Annotated in this window: 19 protein-coding genes, 1 tRNA gene, 1 pseudogene and 1 riboswitch; of the genes and pseudogenes, 17 read left to right on the top strand and 4 right to left on the bottom strand. The window is 63.1% G+C overall.

Annotation, left to right across the window (positions count from 1 at the left end; all coding sequences use genetic code 11):
* The first annotated feature begins 3 nt into the window (after positions 1-3).
* The 3 genes from QRN59_RS20005 to ndk are packed head-to-tail and all read left to right on the top strand — an operon-like array spanning position 4 to position 2,293.
* Positions 4-1,365, top strand: coding sequence for a bifunctional folylpolyglutamate synthase/dihydrofolate synthase (locus tag QRN59_RS20005; protein WP_284984206.1), 1,362 nt, complete (start codon positions 4-6; stop codon positions 1,363-1,365).
* A gap of 2 nt (positions 1,366-1,367) precedes the next feature.
* Entirely contained in the window at positions 1,368-1,820 is a 453-nt protein-coding gene (locus QRN59_RS20000) for a DUF4233 domain-containing protein (RefSeq protein ID WP_234749844.1), read from the top strand.
* A gap of 53 nt (positions 1,821-1,873) precedes the next feature.
* Positions 1,874-2,293 (top strand): nucleoside-diphosphate kinase, encoded by a 420-nt coding sequence (gene ndk, locus QRN59_RS19995; protein WP_284984205.1) that lies wholly within the window; start codon positions 1,874-1,876, stop codon positions 2,291-2,293.
* 97 nt (positions 2,294-2,390) lie between these two features.
* On the opposite strand, the gene QRN59_RS19990 is transcribed toward ndk, so the two are convergent.
* Positions 2,391-3,089: a vitamin K epoxide reductase family protein gene (locus tag QRN59_RS19990; RefSeq protein WP_284984204.1), complete on the bottom strand. Its 699-nt coding sequence runs from the start codon at positions 3,087-3,089 to the stop codon at positions 2,391-2,393.
* 469 nt (positions 3,090-3,558) lie between these two features.
* On the opposite strand from QRN59_RS19990, the gene QRN59_RS19985 reads away from it, so the two are divergent.
* From QRN59_RS19985 to QRN59_RS19930, 12 genes are all read left to right on the top strand, one after another.
* A complete protein-coding gene (locus QRN59_RS19985; protein WP_284984203.1) occupies positions 3,559-6,726 on the top strand; it encodes an Rne/Rng family ribonuclease in 3,168 nt (1,055 codons plus the stop codon).
* A 158-nt stretch (positions 6,727-6,884) separates the two neighbouring features.
* Positions 6,885-6,981: riboswitch (TPP riboswitch) on the top strand.
* On the top strand, positions 6,973-8,493 hold the full coding sequence (thiD, locus tag QRN59_RS19980; protein ID WP_284984202.1) for a bifunctional hydroxymethylpyrimidine kinase/phosphomethylpyrimidine kinase: 1,521 nt from the start codon (positions 6,973-6,975) through the stop codon (positions 8,491-8,493). It overlaps the preceding riboswitch by 9 nt.
* A gap of 420 nt (positions 8,494-8,913) precedes the next feature.
* Positions 8,914-9,222: a 50S ribosomal protein L21 gene (gene rplU / locus QRN59_RS19975; protein WP_028267456.1), complete on the top strand. Its 309-nt coding sequence runs from the start codon at positions 8,914-8,916 to the stop codon at positions 9,220-9,222.
* Between the two features lie 60 nt (positions 9,223-9,282).
* Positions 9,283-9,546, top strand: a complete 264-nt coding sequence (gene rpmA / locus QRN59_RS19970) for a 50S ribosomal protein L27 (RefSeq protein ID WP_003803426.1) — start codon at positions 9,283-9,285, stop codon at positions 9,544-9,546.
* A 144-nt stretch (positions 9,547-9,690) separates the two neighbouring features.
* The gene (obgE, locus tag QRN59_RS19965; protein WP_284984201.1) at positions 9,691-11,280 is read left to right on the top strand and encodes a GTPase ObgE; all 1,590 of its coding nucleotides are present in this window, start codon (positions 9,691-9,693) and stop codon (positions 11,278-11,280) included.
* On the top strand, positions 11,270-12,460 hold the full coding sequence (proB, locus tag QRN59_RS19960; RefSeq protein WP_284984200.1) for a glutamate 5-kinase: 1,191 nt from the start codon (positions 11,270-11,272) through the stop codon (positions 12,458-12,460). Before obgE ends, proB begins: the two co-directional genes overlap by 11 nt.
* Positions 12,457-13,827 carry a glutamate-5-semialdehyde dehydrogenase gene (locus QRN59_RS19955; protein WP_284984199.1) on the top strand — a complete coding sequence of 457 codons (1,371 nt, stop codon included), beginning with the start codon at positions 12,457-12,459 and terminating at the stop codon, positions 13,825-13,827. Before proB ends, QRN59_RS19955 begins: the two co-directional genes overlap by 4 nt.
* Before the next feature lie 79 nt (positions 13,828-13,906).
* Positions 13,907-14,140: a hypothetical protein gene (locus tag QRN59_RS19950; protein ID WP_284984198.1), complete on the top strand. Its 234-nt coding sequence runs from the start codon at positions 13,907-13,909 to the stop codon at positions 14,138-14,140.
* Positions 14,141-14,186: 46 nt separating this feature from the next.
* The gene (nadD, locus tag QRN59_RS19945) at positions 14,187-14,816 is read left to right on the top strand and encodes a nicotinate-nucleotide adenylyltransferase (RefSeq protein WP_284984197.1); all 630 of its coding nucleotides are present in this window, start codon (positions 14,187-14,189) and stop codon (positions 14,814-14,816) included.
* 7 nt (positions 14,817-14,823) lie between these two features.
* Entirely contained in the window at positions 14,824-16,068 is a 1,245-nt protein-coding gene (locus QRN59_RS19940; RefSeq protein WP_284984196.1) for a hypothetical protein, read from the top strand.
* Between the two features lie 63 nt (positions 16,069-16,131).
* Positions 16,132-16,530 carry a ribosome silencing factor gene (gene rsfS, locus QRN59_RS19935; protein WP_284984195.1) on the top strand — a complete coding sequence of 133 codons (399 nt, stop codon included), beginning with the start codon at positions 16,132-16,134 and terminating at the stop codon, positions 16,528-16,530.
* Positions 16,531-16,673: 143 nt separating this feature from the next.
* Positions 16,674-16,749: transfer RNA gene (locus tag QRN59_RS19930), tRNA-Ala, on the top strand.
* A gap of 243 nt (positions 16,750-16,992) precedes the next feature.
* Here QRN59_RS19930 and QRN59_RS19925 read toward each other — a convergent pair.
* From QRN59_RS19925 to QRN59_RS24685, 3 genes and pseudogenes are all read right to left on the bottom strand, one after another.
* The gene (locus QRN59_RS19925) at positions 16,993-17,652 is read right to left on the bottom strand and encodes a hypothetical protein (protein ID WP_284984194.1); all 660 of its coding nucleotides are present in this window, start codon (positions 17,650-17,652) and stop codon (positions 16,993-16,995) included.
* Positions 17,653-17,731: 79 nt separating this feature from the next.
* A complete protein-coding gene (locus QRN59_RS19920) occupies positions 17,732-18,295 on the bottom strand; it encodes a hypothetical protein (protein ID WP_284984193.1) in 564 nt (187 codons plus the stop codon).
* Between the two features lie 51 nt (positions 18,296-18,346).
* A pseudogene (locus QRN59_RS24685) lies at positions 18,347-18,830 on the bottom strand (IS3 family transposase); the annotation flags it as partial.
* A gap of 240 nt (positions 18,831-19,070) precedes the next feature.
* On the opposite strand from QRN59_RS24685, the gene QRN59_RS19910 reads away from it, so the two are divergent.
* Both QRN59_RS19910 and QRN59_RS19905 read left to right on the top strand, forming a co-directional pair.
* On the top strand, positions 19,071-20,087 hold the full coding sequence (locus QRN59_RS19910) for a LacI family DNA-binding transcriptional regulator (RefSeq protein WP_284984337.1): 1,017 nt from the start codon (positions 19,071-19,073) through the stop codon (positions 20,085-20,087).
* A 620-nt stretch (positions 20,088-20,707) separates the two neighbouring features.
* Positions 20,708-20,990: DUF3417 domain-containing protein (locus tag QRN59_RS19905; RefSeq protein ID WP_284984191.1), on the top strand; the 283-nt coding region annotated here is incomplete at its 3' end.

Genomic DNA, 20,990 nt, shown 5'->3' with positions numbered 1-20,990 from the left:
TACATGAGCGATGAATTCTCCGTAGAAAGCGTCTACGCCGAACTCCTGGGCCGCGCCCCGGAAAACAAGATGGAGCCGCGGCTGGCGCCCCTGTACCGGGCAATGGACGTGCTGGGGGAGCCCAACAAGGCATTCCCGATCATCCACATCACGGGCACCAATGGCAAGACATCCACCGCCCGCATGATCGAGGCGGGGCTTCGCGCCCACGGCTTGAGCACTGGCCGCTACACGAGTCCGCACCTGTCGAAGGTCACGGAACGCATCAGCATCGACGGCGAGCCGGTTTCGGACGAGACCTTTGTCCGGATCTGGGACGAGATCCGTCCGTACCTTGAGATCGTGGACAAGGAGCTCGAGGCCGATGGCCAGCCCCGGCTCACGTACTTCGAGTGCCTGACGATCCTGGGCTTCGCGATCTTCGCTGACCAACCCGTCAATGTCGCCGTGATTGAAGTGGGGCTGGGCGGCATTACGGATGCCACGAATGTGGGCGACGGGCAGGTGTCCGTGGTGACGCCGATTTCGCTCGACCACACGGATCTCCTCGGCGATACCACCGAGGACATCGCCCGCGAGAAGGCCGGAATCATCAAGCCCGGCGGCTTCCTGATCAGCGCGGCCCAGCCCGTGGACGCCGCCCAGGTGCTCCTGGAGAAGGCGCGCGAGGTTGGCGTGCCGTTCCGCTTCGAAGGCGTCGAATTCGGGGTCGAGTCCCGCAGCGTGGCCGTCGGAGGCCAAGTGCTGACCATCCAGGGGCTCGCGGGCCGCTATGAGGACCTGCTGCTGCCCTTGCACGGCGCCCACCAGGCCGAGAACGCGGCAGTCGCCGTCGCGGCCCTGGAGGCCTTCTTCGGTGGAGGTGAAAAAGAGCTCGACGGCGACCTCCTTCGCGAGGCCTTCGGCAACGTCACGTCGCCCGGCCGTCTTGAGGTGGTGCGCACCGCTCCCACGATCATCGTGGATGCCGCCCACAACCCTGATGGCATCCGCGTCTCAGCCGAGGCAATCGAAGAGGCCTTCAGCTTCAGCAAGCTGGTAGTGGTCCTCGGGGTCCTGAAGGAAAAGGACGCGGAAGAAATCCTGCGGCAGCTCAAGGAATCCCTGGGCGGACTGGCAGAGGAATTCTGCTTCACGCAGTCCAGCTCGCCGCGGGCCATCCCGGCTGCACAACTGGCCGATCTCGCCGTCGACCTTGGCTTCGGTGCGGACAACATCCACATCGCCGAGAAGCTGGATGACGCGATCGAATGGGCCGTGGAACGTGCCGAAGCCAACGATGACCTGGCCGGCGGGGTACTCGTCACGGGTTCCATCACCGTGGTGGCCGAAGCCCGCATGCTCCTCGGGAAGGCAGGTTCCTGAGCATGGCGAAACTCACCAAAGCCCAGCGCGAATGGCGGCCAGGGATGCCCAAGAAGCGCCGCTCCACCAAGGTGATGTTCGCTTCGACCGTGTTGCTCCTGGAGGCCTTCGTCGCGTTCTTCGCCACCTTGGCAGTCTTCGGACTGAAGCGAGGAGAGGTGCAGCCGGCGCTGATCCTGACATTCGGGATCACCCTGAGCCTTGTGCTGATCCTGGCTTGTGCCGTGCTCAGCAAGCCGTGGGGCATCGGTGTCGGCTGGGTATTGCAGCTGGTCCTGATTCTTTCCGGCTTCGTCGAGCCCACGATGTTCGTCGTGGGGGTCCTCTTCGCGGCCTGTTGGTGGTACGGCATCCGTGCCGGCATGAGGATCGACCGCGAGAACGCCCAGCGTGATCGTGAGCAAGCCGAATGGAACGCTTCGCACGGGGAAGACTCTGCCGGGCAGTCCGCCTGAGCGAAACCCCGTAAACTGGCTGGGAAACCCACACACTCAACATTGGAGCAACCGTGAGCATTGAGCGCACCCTTGTACTGATCAAGCCCGACGGCGTCGCCCGCAACTTGAGCGGCAGCATCCTCGCCCGCATCGAGTCCAAGGGATACTCCTTGACCGAATTGAAGAAGGTCAACGCCAGCCGCGAGCTGCTGGAGCAGCACTACGAAGAGCACCTCGGCAAGCCGTTCTACGAGCCGCTGGTTGAGTTCATGCTCAGCGGCCCGGTTGTCGCCGCCATCTTCGAGGGTCACCGCGTGATCGAAGGCTTCCGCTCCCTGGCGGGAACCACGGACCCGACGACGGCGGCGCCGGGCACCATCCGCGGCGACTTCGGCCGTGACTGGGGCCTGGCAGTACAGCAGAACCTGGTCCACGGTTCCGATTCGGTGGATTCCGCCGAGCGCGAGATCAAGATCTGGTTCGGCGCGTAGTTTCCCGCCAAAAACGAACAACGCGGGGTCACTTACGGTCCATCCGGAGGTCCGGAATGGGCCGTAAGTGACCCCGCGTTAGTTACGGGATAAGTGCTCAGTAACCAGACGTGCCGATGAAGACATTGATGAAGGCGAAGAAAATGCTTGCAATCACGGCAACGTAGAGCAGCGCGGAAATGATCCAACCGGATTCACTGAGGATCCTGGCCAGGCGCGCGGGCGCTGGAATGACCCCGTGCGCTACGTTCCTGATGGTCACGAAGACGAAAAGCGGGATCATGCATGCCCAGACCACCATGCAGAACGGGCACAGGATGTGAATGACATACAGTGCCTGGGACCAGAGCCAGACGATGAAGATGAAGCCCAGGGTGACGCCCGTCTGCAGTCCGATCCAGTACCAGCGGGCGAACTTGGCCCCGGCGAAGATCGCCATCGCGGTGGTGATGATCACGGCGAAGGCCACAATGCCGATGAACATGTTGGGGAAACCGAAAACCGAACTCTGCGGTGTCTTCATGACGCTACCGCAGGACACCCACGGATTGAGGTCGCAGGCCGTTATGTGGTTGGGGTCGATGAGAACCTGCAGCTTTTCCAGCACGAGTGCCCCTGATGCCAGCCACGCAATGGCGCCGGTGGCGAGGAGTAGCCACGCAAAGGGGCGGTCGCGGACCATGCGGGGCATGGCTTCGTCGACGGCGTTTTCCCCGTACGGGGTTTTCCCGGTTTTCTCCCGGCGGAGGGAATGGGCATCGTTGTTGGCCAGGTTCGGGCTGGCGGGGCTCGGCATGGTTGGCTGTCCTTTTCTGGATGGCCCGGCGCAGGACCGGGGACTGCTCTTGGGAGGATTCTAGCTGCGAGGGCTGGATGACGCGTCCAGCCAGGGCGGCGGCACGGAAGCCTTCAGGGCGTGTTTCCTGCCGGGGGTGCGGGCGTGTGAGAGAATGAACATGGCCGGAAGCCGATCCACATGCGGAATCCGGTCCGGTATCTTGTTCCCAAGACCGCCAGTCATATGCAGGGCATGCCCAGGATCCAATGATCCCCGGTAGGGCCGCAGTGGCAATGGACGGCACCTGGTTGTGGCATTAGAACAACGGGTTTGGAGCGAAGCCGGCTTTCCGTGGATGCCGCACCCCCATGCTGGTGCGAACCGGAAAGACTACTACTGACTTCTGTCAACGCCTGCGGGTTTTGACAATATTGCCCCTCTGGGCACCGGATGTGGCGGTTGCGCAAGGGCAGGAGTGTTGCCACATATGGATAACGAGCAAGTTGTAGCCGCCGCCGAAGATGCGGCGTCCACCGAGACCACTGAAGCACCCAAAAAGGTCACCCGCACCCGCCGCAAGGCGGCACCGAAGACGGTCGCCGCGGACGAAACCCCCGACGCCGGAGCTGCCGCTGCCGCCGCTGAGCCCCTCGCCGAGTCGACGGACATCGAAGCGCCCAAGGCTCCTGTCCGGCGCACCAGGGCTCGAAAGAAGGTCGAAACTTCCGAGCCGCTGCCAGGTTTCGCTGAAGAAGCTTCCACGGAAGGTGGCGAGACGGCGGAGGTTCCCGTCGTCGTGGAGGCTGAAATAGCTGCGGAGGCCGAAGCCGCCCCCGAGAAGCCGGTCCGCCGCCGTCGTACGACGAGGGCAAAGAGCGCCGAGCCCGTCGCCGAAGAAGCCCCGGTGGAAACACCGGCTGCCGAGGTTGCCCCGCCCGAGGAAAACACTGTGGAACCGCCGGCTGCGGAGATTGCGCCCGAGGAAACCACAGAGGAGCCGGCCGTCGAGGCGGAGGCTGCAAGCCCGATCGCATCGCTGTTCCTGGAACCTGCGTCCGTCACGTCCATGATCTTCCAGGCACCGGACTTGAGCGCAGTTGCCAGGCCGGCCGTCGTCGAAGAAGAACCGCAGGCTGACGCTGAAGAAGTTTCCGAGGATAACGAACTGGACGAAGCCGGCAGCCGCCGGCGGCGTCGCAGCCGCGGACGTCGTGGACGCCGGGGCAACGAGCGTGATGAAGCCGCAGGAGAAGAAGCGTCCGCGGAGTCCGAGGACGAGGCAGAAGCCGGCACCGAGGAGGTCCTCGAAGAAGGCGTGACTTCCCGCCGTCGTCGGCGCCGTCGCCGTGGTGACCAGGACCTGGAGCTGACAGGCGGCGGAGACGACGATCCCCCCAACACCGTCACCCGTGTCCGCGCTCCCCGCGCACACGTTGAGTCCACCACCGGCTCCGACCGAGTCACGAGCGTCAAGGGCTCCACCCGCCTTGAAGCCAAGAAGCAGCGCCGCCGTGAATCCCGCGAGACCGGCCGCCGCCGCCAGGTCATCACCGAGGCCGAATTCCTGGCCCGCCGTGAGTCCGTTGACCGCCAGATGATCGTCCGCCAGCGCGACGACAGGATCCAGATCGGTGTCCTGGAAGACGGCGTGCTCGCGGAGCACTTCGTGTCCAAGACACAGCAGGATTCCCTGATCGGCAACGTCTACCTGGGTAAGGTCCAGAACGTGCTGCCGTCGATGGAAGCCGCATTCGTCGACATCGGACGCGGCCGCAACGCCGTGCTGTACGCCGGTGAAGTCAACTGGGATGCCGTCACCCTGGAAGGCAAACCGCGCCGCATCGAAAACGCCCTGAAATCAGGCGATTCCGTGCTGGTCCAGGTCACCAAGGACCCCGTGGGCCATAAGGGCGCACGCCTGACGAGCCAGATTTCGCTTCCCGGCCGCTACCTTGTGTACGTGCCCGGCGGTTCAATGACCGGTATTTCCCGCAAGCTGCCCGACGTCGAGCGCAACCGTCTGAAGAAGATCCTCAAGGATCGCCTCCCGGAGAACGCGGGCGTCATTGTCCGCACCGCCGCCGAGGGTGCTTCCGAGGAAGAGCTGACCCACGATATCAACCGCCTGAGGGCCCAGTGGGAAGGCATTGAAAGCCAGTCCACATCCACCAAGATCCTGGCCCCGGAACTGCTGTACGGCGAACCGGACCTCACCATCAAGGTTGTCCGCGACGTCTTCAACGAGGACTTCTCCAAGCTCATCGTCTCCGGCGATGAAGCCTGGGACACCATTGAGGCCTACGTCACCTACGTGGCGCCGGATCTCGTGGGACGCCTCGAAAAGTGGACCTCGGATCAGGACATCTTCTCGGCATGGCGCGTGGACGAACAGATCCACAAGGCATTGGAGCGCAAGGTCTTCCTGCCCTCCGGTGGTTCGCTTGTGATCGACCGTACCGAGGCGATGACGGTTGTTGACGTCAACACCGGGAAGTTCACCGGCAGCGGTGGCAATCTTGAGGAAACCGTCACCAAGAACAACCTCGAGGCTGCCGAGGAAGTGGTCCGCCAGCTTCGCTTGCGCGACATCGGCGGAATCATCGTCATCGACTTCATCGACATGGTCCTGGAATCCAACCGCGATCTCGTGTTGCGCCGCTTGGTCGAGTGCCTCGGCCGGGACCGTACCAAACACCAGGTCGCCGAGGTGACGTCGCTCGGATTGGTCCAGATGACCCGCAAGCGTATGGGCACCGGCCTGCTTGAGGTCTTCGGTGAGCAGTGCGAAACGTGCGCAGGGCGCGGAATCGTCACGCACGACGAGCCCGTGGAACACCGTCGGGCCAACGTGGTGGCCGCTGAACACCACCACCCGCGCACGGAGTCGCAGCCGGCCGTCCGGCCGGAACAGCGCAAGCGTCGCCGCGGCAGGGGCACGGGTCAGGGCACTGCCGAGCTCCCGATCACCCCTCCTGTCCCGGTCCACACCGTGGAATCCACTGATCCGAATCGTCAGGCAGCAACCCGCGCCGCGCTTGCCACCATCGCGGCCGCCGCCCACGCTGCCCACCTGCACGACGACGAGCTCCACCACGCGGCGGAATTGCTCGCCGACAGGCACGTAGCAGAAGCAGCCCCGGTCCAGGCCCCCGCGGCCCCGGTCCAGGCTCCCGCGGCCCCGGTCCAGGCTCCTGCCGCTGCATCGAGCGGCGAGGAACGTTCGAAGCCTGTGCTGCGATTCGGCGGCGAGGAAGTCGCGTTGCCCTTCGTCCACCACGAAGAAGAGCCAGCGAGTGGTGCGCCTGCCATGAGCCTGGATCTGTTGGCACAGGCATTCGCGGGCCTCGGAGAAGCTCCGGACACCGCGATGACGGCGACAGAAGCCAAGGAAGCGCCGGCAGTAGCCCCCGCGGCCGTTGCAAGCGGAGAATCCGCGGAACCGGGTTCGCGTGGACGCCGAGGCCGCCGGAACCGTAGTGCCAGCCGGGCCCAGGGTGCCGCCAACGCCACCAACGTGGAGCACCACGAGGTTGCCGCGGCCGCCTCCGGTGGGGCTGCGCACGAGGCCAGGGCGACGGACGCTGCTCCGGCCAAGTCGACGGCGGCGGCGGAACCGATCATCCTCGGAGTCGGCGTGCCCAAGTCCGAACTCTAAACGTAGTACCCTGTCCGAAGCCCCGGCCGTTCCCGCTCCAGTGGAAACCGCCGGGGCTTCGGCGTTTGCAGGTCAATCCACCGGACCTCCGCGCACCGCGGTTACAGCGGTTACAAAGGTCGATTTCAGCGGGCGAGGTGTGATCCGGGTTAAGCTAGGGGACCGACACGGGGTGCCGCGCACCAAGCCGGCTGAGACCAGACCCGTTGAACCTGTCCGGTTAGCACCGGCGAAGGGATGTCTCGCATGACTGTTCCGGCACAATCAGCCGTCTACCCGCTCAAGGCCGTCCAGCGACCTATCCCCAGGGTCCTGAGCATTGCCGGCTCGGATCCTTCGGGTGGTGCCGGGATCCAGGCAGACCTCAAGAGCATCGCGGCCAACGGCGGCTACGGCATGGCCGTCATCACGGCGCTCACCGTACAAAACACCCAGGGAGTCACTGCCGTCCATGTCCCGCCCGTGGAGTTCCTCCGCCAGCAGTTGGACGCCATTAGCGACGACATCACGGTTGATGCCGTCAAGATCGGCATGCTCGGGGATGCGGCGGTCATCCACGAAGTCCGCCGCTGGCTCGGGGAGGCTCGCCCCGCCGTCGTCGTGCTGGATCCGGTGATGATCGCCACCAGCGGCGACCGGCTCCTGGCGGAGTCCGCTGAAACCGCACTGCGGGAACTTCTGCCCCTCGCTGACTTGGTGACCCCCAACCTTCCTGAACTGGCCATGCTGCTTGGCGAACCTGTTGCCACTGACTGGGCATCGGCATTGGAGCAAGGCAAACGCCTGGCTGCCGCCTGTGGGAACACCGTCCTGGTGAAGGGCGGCCATCTGCAGGGAGCGGGCTGCCCCGATGCCCTGGTCAACACCGGGGGAGTCCTGAGCCAGGACGTGGTGGAATTCGCCGGCCAACGGGTGGAGACCCGCAATAGCCACGGCACGGGATGTTCCCTGTCGTCGGCGATGGCGACGGCCAAGGCGCGGCTCGGCGATTGGGAGTCCGCCTTGCGTGTAGTCAAGCCGTGGCTTCAGGAAGCGCTGATCCAGTCCGAGGTGCTGGAAGTGGGGAAGGGCAACGGGCCGATCCATCATTTCCACGCGCTCCAGCACGCCCTTGAGCCGGGAGATTTTGCCGTCCGGATGTGGGAAGCCGCCCAGACGGAACTTGCGGCCATTTATGGCTTGGACTTCATCCAGCACTTGCAATCCGGTGGGCTCAGCGAAGCGCAGTTCAGCTACTACCTGTCGCAGGATGCCATCTATCTCAACGGCTATTCCCGTGTCCTGGCGCGGGCAAGCGCCCTCGCTCCAAGCGAAACCGAACAGCTGTTCTGGGCCCGCGGCTCGCAGATGTGCCTTGAAGTCGAGTCCGAGCTGCATCGGAATTGGCTCAGCGGGCGCCAGGTAAGCGGAGGGCTAGGTCCGGTCACCAAGGCCTACGTCGACCACTTGCTTGCGGCGTCGGCGTCAGGCAGCTATGCCGTCCTGCTGGCTGCCGTACTTCCCTGCTACTGGTTGTACGCCGAAGTGGGACAGCAGCTCCACCATGGCTACATAGAGGCGGGAGCGTCGGACGAGCACCCTTACGCGGACTGGCTGCGCACCTACGCAGACGAGGCGTTCGCCGAGGCCACCCGCAAGGCGATCGACATCACCGATGCCGCCGCGCAGGCCGCAACACCTGTGGAGCGCACCGCCATGATGGAAGCGTTTGCCCAATCCTGCCGTTATGAAACAGCGTTCTTCGATGCTCCAAGGTTGCACGGCTGAACCCGGTTCCTCTCGCGGAAGGATGGGAATAAGGCCTGTGCCGGAGGGCGCTGTTGCGTGTCGGAGTGAGGATCCGAGCTTTTCCCGGCCGGCAGGGTAAGGTAGACGGGCACGGTACCGGATGGCGGCATAGCCAGTCTGTGGCAGCCATCACGTGGCAGCCTCCGGACCTGGCCTCATTTGCAGCCGAAGGCGAAACTAGCGTAATCTAGATCTTCGGTGCTTACGCCAACACTTGGGTTATGCCCCCAGAAACCGTTCATTTGGAACTGACCTTTCATTTGGAACTATTCGAGGGATGACTCATGGATTCCGTACCGGAGTCCACGGCGTTGAGGCACAGCGTGAACCAGGCCCGTTTTCGGATCGGGGTTCCGCACGCAAATTTAGTAATAAACGTCGAGAGAAGTGAGTGCCCAAGTGGTGTACGCGATTGTCCGCGCAGGCGGCCGCCAAGAAAAGGTTTCCGTTGGAGACTACGTAACCCTGAACCGCGTCCCCGGTGGAGCCGGCAGCACCCTTGAGCTGCCCGCACTGCTCCTGGTGGACGGTGACAAGGTCACCTCCGCTGCTGCGGATCTGGCCAAGGTCAAGGTTACGGCTGAGATCCTCGAAGACCTCCGTGGTCCGAAGATCGTCATCCAGAAGTTCAAGAACAAGACCGGCTACAAGAAGCGCCAGGGTCACCGTCAAGAACTGACCAAGATCAAGATCACCGGTATCAAGTAACCACTGGTTGCTGTTCAGGTTTTCAACAGATTCCCCAGAATTTAAAGGCAGGCATTTCAAATGGCACATAAAAAAGGCGCGAGCTCCACTCGCAACGGTCGTGACTCCAACGCCCAGTACCTCGGCGTAAAGCGCTTCGGTGGCCAGGTCGTTTCCGCAGGCGAGATCATCGTCCGCCAGCGCGGCACCCACTTCCACCCGGGCGCCGGTGTCGGCCGCGGTGGCGACGACACCCTGTTCGCCCTGCAGGCAGGTGCGGTTGAGTTCGGTACTCGCCGTGGCCGTCGCGTAGTGAACATCGTTGCTGCTGCAGCTGCAGAGTAATAACACGTTCTGAACGGGTGGAGCGGGCCGTATGGCCCGCTCCATCTGTCTTTTTAACCGCACTAGAATTTACTAGGGCGGGCGGCGGCGCATCAGCCCGCAACGCGCACTTCAAGCAGTAATTTCCACTTAGAGGAGAAACACGTGGCGACCTTCGTAGACCGGGTAGTACTTCACGTATCCGGCGGAACAGGCGGCCACGGCTGTGTCTCTGTTAAGCGTGAGAAGTTCAAGCCCCTCGGCGGACCCGACGGCGGCAACGGCGGTAATGGCGGCGACGTCATCCTGCGCGTTGATGCCCAGACCACCACTTTGCTTGACTACCACCACGCACCGCACCGGCACGCAACCAGCGGTGGCCCCGGCATGGGCGACTGGCGCGGCGGCAAGAACGGTGAAACCCTCGTGCTTCCCGTGCCGGACGGCACTGTGGTCAAGACCAAGGACGGCGTCGTCCTTGCCGACCTTGTAGGCGAAGGCACCGAGTTCGTCGCCGCTGCGGGCGGCCTCGGCGGCCTTGGCAACTCGTCGTTGTCTTCGCAGAAACGCAGGGCGCCCGGTTTCGCACTCCTCGGTATTGAAGGCGACTCCAGCGACATCGTCCTGGAATTGAAGTCCATCGCAGACATCGCGCTGGTTGGCTTCCCCTCCGCAGGCAAGTCCAGCCTTGTCGCGGCGATGTCCGCGGCGAGGCCGAAGATCGCCGACTACCCGTTCACTACCTTGATCCCCAACCTTGGCGTGGTTCAGGCCGGTGAAGTCCGGTTCACCATTGCAGACGTTCCCGGGCTGATCGAGGGCGCGAGCGAAGGCAAGGGCCTGGGCCACAACTTCCTGCGCCACGTGGAGCGTTGCGCCGCGCTGGTGCACGTGCTGGACTGCGGAACCTTGGAAGCGGACAGGGACCCGCTCTCCGATCTTGCGATCATCGAGCAAGAGCTGGATAAGTACGCCGTGGACATGAGCTACGCCGGCGTTGACGGCGAAGTTGTCCCGCTGAACGAACGCCCCAAGCTTGTTGTCCTGAACAAGGTGGACCTGCCTGACGGCAGGGACATGGCAGAGTTCGTCCGTCCCGAACTGGAACAGCGCGGCTACCGCGTCTTTGAAGTATCCGCCACGAGCCATGAAGGCCTGCGCCAACTGAGCTTCGCCATGGGCGAGATTGTCATGGCCGCCCGCAAGGCCGTTGCCACTGCGCCTCCCAAGGTCGCAGCGCCCGTCCTCCGCCCGCGTGCCGTCAACGAGTCCGGCTTCAAGATCCGCCGCGAGGAAAAGAACCTCGAGCCGCTCTTCCGCGTGCTGGGGGAGAAGCCGGTCCGCTGGGTAAAGCAGACCGACTTCACCAATGAAGAAGCCATTGGCTACCTCGCCGATCGCCTGGCCAAGCTTGGCATCGAAAACGAGTTGTTCAAGATGGGTGCCGTTCCGGGTGACACCGTGGTGATCGGCGAAGAGGACGGCGTCGTCTTCGACTGGGAGCCCACCATGATGGCGGGCGCCGAACTCCTGGCGACACCGCGTGGAACCGACATCCGCGTGGCCGACATTGGCGACCGTCCCACCCGTTCGCAGAAGCGCGATGAGCAGATCGAACGCCGCGAGGCAAAGGCTGCAGCACGCGCCGAGCTCGAAGCCGAGCGCAAGGCGGGCATCTGGACCGAGTCCGTCAGCGGCCGTCGTCTCCCCAAGCCCCTGAAGGAAAGCGGCCTGGAAGCCGAAAATGACGACTAGCACGGCCCGCATCGCTGAAGTCGCTGAAGGCGACGACGCCGCCGAACGCCAGGCTCTCGCCGGCGCCAAGCGGATCGTGGTCAAGGTGGGTTCGTCCTCGTTGACCAGCATCAAAGGCGGCATTTCGGAGAAGGCGCTGACGGCACTCGTCCACGCCCTGGCCGAGAAGCGCAACTCCGGGACGGAAATCATTCTGGTCTCCTCCGGTGCCATCGCGGCGGGTCTCGCGCCGCTCGGCCTCGCCAAGCGTCCCAAGGACCTTGCCACACAGCAGGCCGCGGCCAGTGTGGGCCAAGGGCTTTTGATGGCCCGCTATTCGCAGGCTTTTGCTGCGCACGGGGTCACGGTCAGCCAAGTCCTGTTGACTGCGGATGACTTGATGCGGCGCACGCAGCACAGCAACGCATACCGGGCGCTGGACCGTTTGCTGAATCTCGGCGTGGTGCCCGTCGTGAACGAAAACGACACGGTGGCAACCCACGAAATCCGCTTCGGTGACAACGATCGCCTGGCCGCTTTGGTGGCGCACCTTGTGCGGGCGGACGCGCTGGTCCTGCTCTCCGACGTCGACGCGCTGTACGACGGTCCGCCGTCGTTGGGTGCCAAGCGCATTCCGCTCGTCACCGGTCCCGATGACCTCGTCGGGGTGACTATCGGCAAGGCCGGCAAGGCCGGCGTCGGAACCGGGGGCATGACCACCAAGGTGGAGGCGGCGTCGATCGCCGCAGGCTCCGGAATCCACGCCCTCGTCACCTCCACTGCCAATGCCGCGGCCGCACTTGCAGGCGAGGACGTGGGAACGTGGTTCGCCATCAACGGCAACCGCAAACCCGTCCGCCTGCTGTGGCTGGCCCACCTGGCTTCGGTCCGGGGCCGTTTGGTGCTCGACGACGGCGCCGTCAAGGCTGTGCGCGACCGCCACACCTCGCTGTTGCCCGCCGGAATATCGTCGGTGCAGGGAGACTTCGAGCCTGGCGATCCCGTGGAGATGGTTTCTGCCGAGGGCGCCGTGATTGCCAGGGGACTGGTGAACTACTCGGCGGAAGAGCTTCCCCGCATGCTTGGCCGTTCAACCAAGGAGCTCGCCAAGGACCTTGGCCGCGGATATGACCGTGTAGTTGTTCATGTTGACGACCTCGTACTGGTCCAGCAGCCCCGCTCCACTAAACTTGGAGAATGACTGAGGCCCTTACCCCTGATTCTCCTGTGATGACTGACGCCCTGGCTTCCGGCAATGCCGCCCAGGTGCCGGAAACTCCGGAGACGGGAAACACGCCGCTCACCACCGAGCAAGTGGAGGCGGCCGTGCATTCGATTGCGGACCGCTCACGGCAAGCCGCGCGGCACATGGCCCAGGCGAACCGTGCCTGGAAGGACCGCGCCCTGCACGCTATCGGCGCGGCTCTCCGGGAACAGCAGGGGTCCATCCTCGCTGCCAACGCCAAGGATGTTGAGTCTGGCCGCAACAACGGAACCTCCGCTGCCATGCTGGACCGCCTGACCCTGACTCCTGCCCGCATCGACGGCCTTGTGGCGGCCCTTGAAAACCTGGCGGGCCTGCCGGATCCCGTGGGCAACGTCGTCCGGGGCCAGACCCTGCCCAACGGACTGCGCTTGCGCCAGGTCAACGTGCCCATGGGAGTAGTCGCGGCGATCTACGAGGCCCGCCCCAACGTTACGGTTGACATCGCCGGGCTCGCCTTGAAGAGCGGCAATGCGGTGATCCTGCGCGGCGGATCGGCTGCTGCCCACACCAACGCAGCCCTTGTGACCATCCTCCGCGATGCGCTGGAATCCGTTGGGCTGCCGGCCGACGCCGTCCAGAGCGTGGACCAATTCGGCCGAGAGGGCGCGAACGTCCTGATGCGTGCCCGCGGCCGGGTGGACGTGCTGATTCCCCGGGGTGGACGGGACCTGATTCAGACTGTGGTCAACAACTCTTCCGTGCCCGTCATTGAGACCGGCGAAGGCAATGTGCATATCTTCATCGATGAGTCCGCCAGCGAAGAGATGGCCGTCGATATCCTGCTTAACGCCAAGACCCAGCGTCCCAGCGTTTGCAACACTGTCGAGACTCTCCTGGTTCACGCGAAATCCACTGTGCTGCCCGCCGTCGCGACCGCCTTGCGCTCTGCCGGTGTCACCCTGCACGTCGATCCCAGGATTCAAGCGGCGCTGTCCGGCTCCGTGGATACAGTGCCTGCCGACGACGCCGATTGGGCCACGGAATACATGGACCTCGACCTCGCCGTTGCCATGGTGGACAACCTCGACGAGGCGGTCGCGCACATCCGCAAATGGTCGACGGGCCACACGGAGGCCATCCTGACGAACAACCTGGCGAACGCCGAGAAGTTCATTGCGGACATCGACTCTGCAGCGGTCATCGTGAACGCTTCCACGCGTTTCACCGACGGAGGCGAGCTCGGCCTCGGTGCAGAGGTAGGAATCTCTACCCAGAAGCTGCACGCACGCGGTCCGATGGGTCTCACGGAGTTGACCACCACGAAGTGGATTGTCCAGGGTGAAGGCCAGGTCCGCAGCTAGCGACGCTGTAACATAGAACAGAAGTCCTGAACGGTGGGAGGATCCGCCGTCGAAATCCTTTGAACCGCTAGGGGAGAAAATGCAGTTTCAGCAGATCGCCATTTCCATTCTCGCTCAAGGGGGCGAGAGCGAGGCGCCGGCGCCGTTGTGGGCTCCTCCTATCGTCTTCGGCATCACCATCTTCTCCATCCTCCTGGTCCTGATGTTTGTGGCAGTCTCCTACACGAACCTCGGCAACCGTCACGACGCCGTCGACGAGCACTCGGATCCGCACCGCCAGCACCCGGCCAAGCACCCAGGGCTGGGTCACTAACATTTCCGCCGCAAAACCCTTCGAGGAAACGGGGCGCCGACTTCGCTTGGGCGTGATGGGTGGGACCTTCGATCCCATTCACCACGGCCACTTGGTAGCTGCCAGTGAGGTTGCTGCCAAGTTCCGCCTGGATGAGGTGGTCTTCGTGCCCACAGGACAGCCCTGGCAAAAATCGCACAAGCAGGTCAGTGAAGCCGAGCACCGGTACTTGATGACGGTCATTGCTACGGCTTCCAACCCCAATTTCACGGTGAGCCGGGTGGACGTGGACCGTCCCGGTCCCACGTTCACCATCGACACCCTGCGGGATCTCCGGACCCAGCGGCCGGAAGCGGACCTGTTCTTCATCACGGGCGCGGACGCCCTGGCGCAGATCCTGTCCTGGAAAGATGTCGACGAGCTTTGGTCCTTGGCGCATTTTGTCGGTGTCACCCGGCCTGGTCATGTTCTTGATGGCATGGGCAGGGAGGACGTCAGTCTGTTGGAAGTGCCCGCTATGGCGATTTCTTCGACGGATTGCCGCGCCCGCGTGGGTGCAGGCAATCCGGTCTGGTACCTCGTACCTGATGGAGTAGTGCAGTACATCGCCAAATACAAGCTGTACTCGGGCAAACCCGGCATGGGGGAGCCCCTGCATGCTATGACCGGACCAGAACACCAAGCCCGTACCGAGTGAGTTTTGAATGAGCCAGGAACAGCCCCCCATCCCTAGCCGGCGCGAGCTTCGACGAGCCCGGGACGCGCGCCTGGAAGAAACCGGCGCACGTCCCGCAGCAGCCGAGGCTGCTACCTCCGACGACGCCAACCAGGCGTCCGGCGGCGCTTCGGTCAATCGGGTGCGCCGGGTGGCCGATGCTCCACTGGACGCCAAATCCGCCTCAGAACGTTCTTCCCAGGCGCGTGCACGCGACCGCGCCGCCCTCCGCGCCATCAAGGAACTCGCGGAAAAGGAGCAACAGCTTTCCCGCGGCGGTCCACCCACGCGCCGTCAGTTGCGCCTGCAGCAATTGCAGGAAGAAGTCGCCCCGGGCACTTCGGCGATCCCCGTTGTCGCTGCACCGGGATCCGCGCCCAGGACATCCAACATCCCTGTCCAGACTGCCGGCAAGCGGCAGCCCGGTTCGGATCGCCCGGGCGTATCGCCTGGCGGCGGTGTCCGCGTCACGGCAGGCCCTCCTCCCGGGGCCCCGGAAATGACGGTGGAGCAGGCCTTGATGGCCCGTGAGCTTTTGGCCGCCCAAGCGAACAATCAGTCCAACAAGCTTGAGCACATCGCGGCAATGGAATCAGCGGTGCAGAAAGTCCCGGCCGTTGAATCCGGGGTTCCCGGCAACGACGTTGAGCCGGCGGATCCAGAGGCCTTGGCTGACCAAATCGCCCAGGCTGAACGCGAGGCGATCCTCAACAAGAGGGCAATCGCCAAGCAGAAGCTCGCCGAGCAAAACAGCCGTCCTGCTGGTCCGGTCCGTGCTGAACCCTCCGTGGCCAGCAACCTGGCCATGGTGACGCCCCTGGAATTCGTGAAGGTTCCGGGACTCGAGCGTCCCGTCATGAAGCCGCCCGGCACTACCTTTGTTCCTCTCGTGACCTCCCCTGCGCCGAAACTGAAGCCCGGGCAGTCGGCGTCGGGCAAGCCACGCAGCCTGCGCGGCCGAGCAGGAGTGCTGGCGCGGGCGGAAGCCGCCGCGAAAGCGGCAGGTCGACGCCCGGCGTCGGCCTCCGAACCAGATGGCGAAGCGTTCGCGGAAGCGGCCGAACATCCGCCCATTTCGGCAAGTTCGGCTTACGGACTTGAACCGCTCGACGCCGCGACGGCGGGACTTGGGCGCGCCCAGCGTACACGACTTCTGGTCCTGGGACTCGTTGGCATCGGAGCGATCGCGCTGATTGCGGGCATCATCATGATCACCAGCGGACTTTCCCGCTGACCACAAAGGCTTTTGCCACCAAACAGGCTTCGTCTATTCTCGAAGCCGCATACAAGGAGTCCCATGACTGCACATGAACAATCCGTCCTCTTGGCCCGCCACGCCGCCCGCGCGGCAGCGGACAAGCTGGCCGAGGACATCATCGCCCTGGATGTCAGCGAACGTCTGGCACTGACTGACGTCTTCCTCATCGCTTCGGCCCCGACCGAACGCCAGGTCAATGCCATCGTCGACGGCATCGAGGAAGAGCTTCTCAAGCAGGATCTGCGCCCGGTCCGCCGCGAAGGGCGTTCCGAGGGACGCTGGGTCCTGTTGGACTACGCCGACATCGTGGTGCACGTCCAGCACTCCGAGGACAGGGTCTTCTACGCCTTGGAACGCCTGTGGAAAGACTGCCCGGTAGTGGACCTGGACCTCGGTGACGACGCCTCGGCGAAAGCTCCTGCCGTCGAGGAATCCTAGGCTTTAAGGCACGAACCAACTGAATATGCCCGATTTGGAATTTTCGGAAATGCTGTTCTAAGATATTTGAGTTGCTTCGGAGGAATCCGAAAACTGGAGGAGATTTTCCAGCCAGTTCACGGTTCGCGGAGCAGCGAGAATATGGGGCTGTGGCGCAGCTGGTAGCGCACCTGCATGGCATGCAGGGGGTCAGGGGTTCGAGTCCCCTCAGCTCCACCATAGAGGCCTTGCCTGGAACGTAGGTTCATGTTCCAAGCAAGGCCTCAGTTTTTCGAATTGAAAGAGCCACCCCGCTGTGAAGTGCACCCCAAAAGTCGGAACCACAATTAAGCGGTGACTCCAGCTTATGGGTCTGTTCGCTCCGACGTTGCTGCTGACTCGAGGAGGGCCCTGTCGGCTATTCCGATGGAGCCCTCCTTTCTTCGTCACATCACGGGGGACCGCTGCCTTGCCAGAGCCACCTCAAAAAGATTCGTGACCGGAGACTACCTGTTCCGCCGTGCGTGCCAGGAACCGGCCCGCCCGCCGGAAGTCACGGACGAGAAACACGATGGCGATCGCTAAGACAACAACGCCACTTGCCATAAACCATGCTGCTGGACTATCACCGTGCAAGGCAAAGTTCACGGATTGAGGAATGAAGACGAGCGGAAACCACGGCGCCAGAAGCAGTTGCGTGGCAAGGCCCTTTCGGAGCTGCACCGCGGCAGCCCGGGTCACCACAAGATGTTCCAGATCTATGGCTGCCTTCCCCGCGATCTGACGGCGGATCTGCTTTCGCTCCTCGCTCTCAAGCGATAGCAGCACGTCCACCCTTCCGAAATTGGCTGCGGGCACCACTCTCTTCGCGTTGTAGACCAGGCCGCCGATCAAGACACCGAGCACCGCGAGGAGGAACCCGAACACCAAATTGGACTCCCAGGTCGCCAAGGCGCCCCCGGAAACCAGGATCCCAGCCCCGGTACCGGCCGCTAAGAGGATCACCAGGCCAGCAGGAAAATAGCGCGTGTAATAGATTTTCACGACCTCGCCCAGGCCGTTGTCCACGATGCCCTGAGCTCTTCTGACGGCATGGGCCCAATGATCGTTGGAGGCCGCCATGAGATCGTCAATCCCGCTCATTGTCTGTTTCCCATGGATTCAACTAACCTCGACAAGGCATCGTGAAATTCTCGCATCCTCGTACCAGCCGGCCTCAGCACTACGGTTTCGCCCGCTGTTGGCGATTCCTCGTCCTGAGCATCATCCAGATCATGGCGGTGGAGGCTAGGAGGAGGACTGCGATCGGCAGGAGCAGCGGCAGCGCGAAGACGTTACCGACCGCTCCGGCTATACCGGCGATGCAACCGAGACTGATTCCAATAATCGCTGAGACAATGGCGATCTTCTTCCAAACTCTGGCATCACGATCGCTTAGGTCTGATGCCTTGAATTGAGCGATGCCTTCCGGTTCATACAGCTGAGCAACAAACAAACCTACGATGGCCGGGAACAACGGCAGCGCCGCGTTGCCGCCCGGCCGTGCTTGGATGACGGACGTGACTACGAGCATGGTGGTCACAGCCACAACGACCCCGACTAGGGTGAAATACTTCCAACGTCGTCGGGTCAGGACCAGCCTGCCAGCTTTGGTCTTTCCGACCAGAATCGTGGCGGCCCACAGAAACAGGATGGCGCACATCAGACCCTGGATGATCCTGAACAACATCTCCGTCTCCGGACGCAAAATCATAAAGAGCGATGTGACGGCGAGGGAGATGACCACCAGGCCACCCGTGATTCGGAGCCTCGCATCGGTCACATTGGATCCCATGCGCTAAGTGCATCCGCCGGCTGTGCGGTTGTCAATAAGCGCCGGTGCGGCGGACTGCCCGAACTGGGCGCGGTACTGCACGGGGCTGAGGATGTTCAGGCTTTCCTCGTTCCGGGCGTGGTTGTACCAGTGGATGTAGGTGTTCAGTTCTTGCACGAATTCGCTAATTGAGGCGAAGTGCCGGCGGCGGTAAAACTCTTCCTTCAGATGCCCGAAAAAGCTCTCCACCATTGTGTTGTCCAGGCAGTTGCCCTTGCGCGACATTGCTTGCGCGACATTGACTGTTTGATGCCACGCTCTCTCAGCATTCGGCGGTAGGCAGGGCTTTGGTACTGCCGCCTTGATCCGAGTGCAGCACAGGACGTTCCTCGGGACTGAGTCTGGGGAAGGCTTTCTTGAGCATCTCTGTGACCATGGCGATGGACGGGCTGGCGTTGACCGTGTGGCAGATAACTTCTCCATTGAACAAGTCGATGATGGGCGAGAGGACATCTTGCGCTCGGCCACCACCCGGCGGTGGTTCCCTTTTTCGTGTCCTGGGCCAGGTATCCCTTGCCGCACGCTCGCTTAGCTGTTGAGTGTATGCAACAGTGGGCTCAGCACGCCTGCAACACTTTGCCAACCGATTACGGTTTACTATGAGGCATTACCGTCCGGCGGATCGGGTCATTTGCGGGTCCATTGCCGACCAGCCACCGACAATACAGGGGGATAGTCCTTGGTAACCATGGCCGATGTTGCGCGGGTAGCCCGCGTTTCCAGGAGCACTGTGTCCTATGCCCTCAGCGGTGTCCGGCCGATTGCACCCGAAACGCGCGAGCGCATCCTGAAGGCCATGGCCGACCTTGGCTATACGCCGAACCTGCTCGCCCAGGGTTTGGCCGGCAAGCGGACCGGCATCCTCTCCTTGATTTTCCCGGTCGGGGAGCAAGGGATGAACACCACGGAATTCGAATACGTTCAAGGTGCTGCCGAACAAGCGCGTGTCGACGGATACCATCTTCTTCTGTGGCCAATGGACCCCGACGACCTGGGCGAGATGCAGCGGATCGTTGCCCAGGGTCTGGTAGATGGAATCCTCCTTATGGAAGTCAGGTCATTCGACGAAAGGATTCCAGTCCTACTGGAAACGGGTGTTCCATTCGTCACGATCGGACGGCCAACGGATGCCGCTGGCTTGACATTCGTCGACGCGGATTTTGAAGCCATGGGCGAGCTGGCGGTGTCGCACCTCGTCAGTCTGGGGCACAAGGAGATCGGCCTCGTGACGCATTCGCGTGAGTCCCTGGACACCGGCTACGGCCCGATGGTCCGATCGTGGGATGCCGTGGCAGCCGCCGCGTCGCGACACGGGGTCAGTGCCCGGCTGTTCCCAGCCGCGAGCTCACGTGCCGGCGGTCGCGAGGTGTTCGGACAGATCCTGGAAGATTCTCCGGAAACAACCGGACTCGTGATGATCAACGAAGCGGCTACTGCAGGCCTTCTGGGTGCTGCGGCGAGCCATGGTTGGCTCGTCCCCGAGTTTCTCTCCATTGTCGCGATCAACACCAGTGCCGGTTCCGCGGAGCGCTTCATGCCCGCCCTGACCACAGCGTCCGCAGAACCGAGGGTAATGGGGCGCGAGGCGGCGCAATTCCTTTCCCGGCGCCTCAGGAGTGAGGACGCGGATGCCCTGCAGTGGCTCGCTGAGCCGGTGCTGACGTTGCGCGGAAGCACCACCGTGGCACGCGCCGTCCAGCCATAAATCATCGCGTCGTTCGGGCGCAGCCCGCCAAATCGACGCGTTCATTACGCGGTCCCATCACACGTGATTGTGACATTTGACACACCGTTGCGCCGCCAACTACTGTCGAGCCATCGACCCGCGTCGACAAGGCGCGTCGACGAACGGCGATGAGATTCCTCCTGATACAACATGGCGGATGGTCACCGATCAGAGTTCCCGGAGACTAAGGAAGTAAGTCGTGCTTGGAATCATTCGGTACGAGTCCTGCGTGTTGAAGATGACGCCAGTGCTTGGTAGCCCGGAACGGGAATTCCCAAGCTTTCGCAGCGGGTCCACGAGCAACCGCGTCCCCTTGTTCCCGGGCAGTACAGGCCCCGGAATAGTGCGAGGACGGAACCTGGAGACCGCCGCCTGAGTCTGAGTTTCAGGACCCGTGCGCCCGTGAAGCCTATGATGCCGCTCAAAGCATGTAAGCGCTTGCTCTGCGTCGGTGGTCCCCGCGGAAGCCTCCTCACCCGGCGCCCCGGGGGTCCCACCCCTAGCCCACATCTCCCCAATCATCACAACAACCTCTTGGAGGCACACCGCATGAAAACGTTGACCAAACCGGCCCTGTCCGCGTTCGAAGGTGGCCGGAAGTGAAAGCGATTCGACGGTTCACGGTCCGGACGGTTCTGCCGGAAGCAATCGCCCCGCTGGCACGATTGGCGAAGAACTTGCGTTGGTCGTGGCATTTGCCGACACGTGAACTGTTTTCCGCGCTGAATCCCGAGGCCTGGGAGCAAAGCAATCATGACCCTATGACCTTCCTGGGCCTGGTCAGCCGCGAGGAACTGCATGAACTCGCAGAGGATGGCGCAGTCATTGAGCGTGTCCAGCACGCGGCTGCGGACCTGGACCGGTACCTGAGTGAGCCGCGGT

This window comes from Arthrobacter sp. efr-133-TYG-118, from assembly GCF_030209755.1.
Taxonomy (GTDB): Bacteria; Actinomycetota; Actinomycetes; order Actinomycetales; family Micrococcaceae; genus Arthrobacter.
Note: the sequence above shows the minus strand (reverse complement) of the source record. Positions and strands in the feature narration are given on the sequence as shown.